The sequence below is a fragment of the Streptomyces sp. NPDC007856 genome (assembly GCF_042868225.1).
In the GTDB taxonomy this organism is placed as follows: domain Bacteria; phylum Actinomycetota; class Actinomycetes; order Streptomycetales; family Streptomycetaceae; genus Streptomyces.
Genome location: NZ_JBIAEC010000110.1, coordinates 1 through 1,438 on the forward strand (window position 1 = coordinate 1; position 1,438 = coordinate 1,438).

Here is a 1,438-nt window from a genome sequence, read left to right on the forward strand (position 1 = left end):
TCGTCGGTGACCATTTCGAGGGTCAGCTCGTCGTGGTTGCGCAGGAAGATGCCCCACTGGCACTTCGAGGGGATGGCCGGTGTCTTGGCGAGGATTTCCGAGACGGGGTAGCGGGATTCACGCCGCACGGCCATGAAGATGCGCGGCATCACCGGGAAGTGGAACGCCATGTGGCACTCGTCGCCACCGGACTGATAGTCCCCGAAGTAGTCGACGACGTCCTCCGGCCACTGGTTGGCCTCCGCCAGCAGCACCTTGTCGGGGTACTGGGTGTCGATCTCCTTGCGCACCCGCCTGAGGAACTCGTGGGTCGCCGGCAGGTTCTCGCAGTTGGTGCCCTCCTGCTGGTACAGGTACGGCACGGCGTCCAGCCGGAACCCGTCGATGCCGAGATCCAGCCAGAACTTCAGCGCGGAGATCATCTCCTCCTGCACCGCCGGGTTCTCGTAGTTGAGGTCTGGCTGGTGCGAGAAGAAGCGGTGCCAGTAGTACTGCTTGCGTACCGGGTCGTACGTCCAGTTGGAGGCCTCGGTGTCGACGAAGATGATCCGGGCGTCCTGGAACTGCTTGTCGTCGTCGGCCCAGACGTAGTAGTCCCCGTACGGACCGTCCGGATCCCGCCTCGACTCCTGGAACCACGGATGCTGGTCGCTGGTGTGGTTCATGACGAAGTCGATGATCACGCGCATGCCGCGCTGGTGGGCGGCGTCCACGAACTCCACGAAGTCGGCGAGGTCACCGAACTCGGGCAGTACGGCGGTGTAGTCGGAGACGTCGTAACCGCCGTCCCGAAGCGGTGACTTGAAGAACGGCGGCAGCCACAGGCAGTCCACGCCGAGCCACTGCAGATAGTCCAGCTTGGCGGTCAGACCCTTCAGGTCACCGACGCCGTCGCCGTTGCTGTCCTGGAAGGAGCGGACCAGGACCTCGTAGAAGACGGCGCGTTTGAACCACTCCGGGTCCCGGTCCTTGACGGGTGTGTCCTCGAAGGTGTCCGGGACGGGCTCATTCACGATCATATTGTGGGTGACCCTCCGATCTGCGGGTTGGACGGTCGCAGGACGGTGAAGACATGCGCGGGCCGATGGCCCGGTTCGAGGCGCACATAGTTGGCCCTGCCCCAGTAGTAGGTCTCGCCGGTGAGCTCGTCGCGCACCGGCACGGACTCGTGCCAGTCCAGGCCGAGTTGCGGCATGTCCAACGAGACCGTTGCCTCCTGGGTGTCGTGGGGGTCGAGGTTGGCGACCACCAGAACCGTGTTCGACCCGCTCCGCTTCGAGTACGCGATCACCGCGTCCCTGTCGGCGTGGTGGAAGTGCAGATCGCGCAGTTGACGCAGGGCCGGGTGCTGCCGTCGGATGGTGTTGAGCCTGGTGATGAGCGGCGCGATGGTCCGGCCCTCGCGTGCCGCAGCCTCCCAGTCCCGGTGCCTGAGCTG

The 1,438-nt window shown here is 65.0% G+C and carries 2 protein-coding genes; both read right to left on the bottom strand.

Translation table 11 applies throughout. From position 1 onward, the window contains the following. Positions 1-1,019 (bottom strand): alpha-amylase family glycosyl hydrolase (locus ACFYOH_RS44795; RefSeq protein ID WP_388638124.1); only part of this gene is annotated, 1,019 nt, incomplete at its 3' end. Continuing rightward, positions 1,016-1,438 (bottom strand): DUF3459 domain-containing protein (locus tag ACFYOH_RS44800; protein ID WP_388638126.1); only part of this gene is annotated, 423 nt, incomplete at its 5' end. The genes ACFYOH_RS44795 and ACFYOH_RS44800, both read right to left, overlap by 4 nt.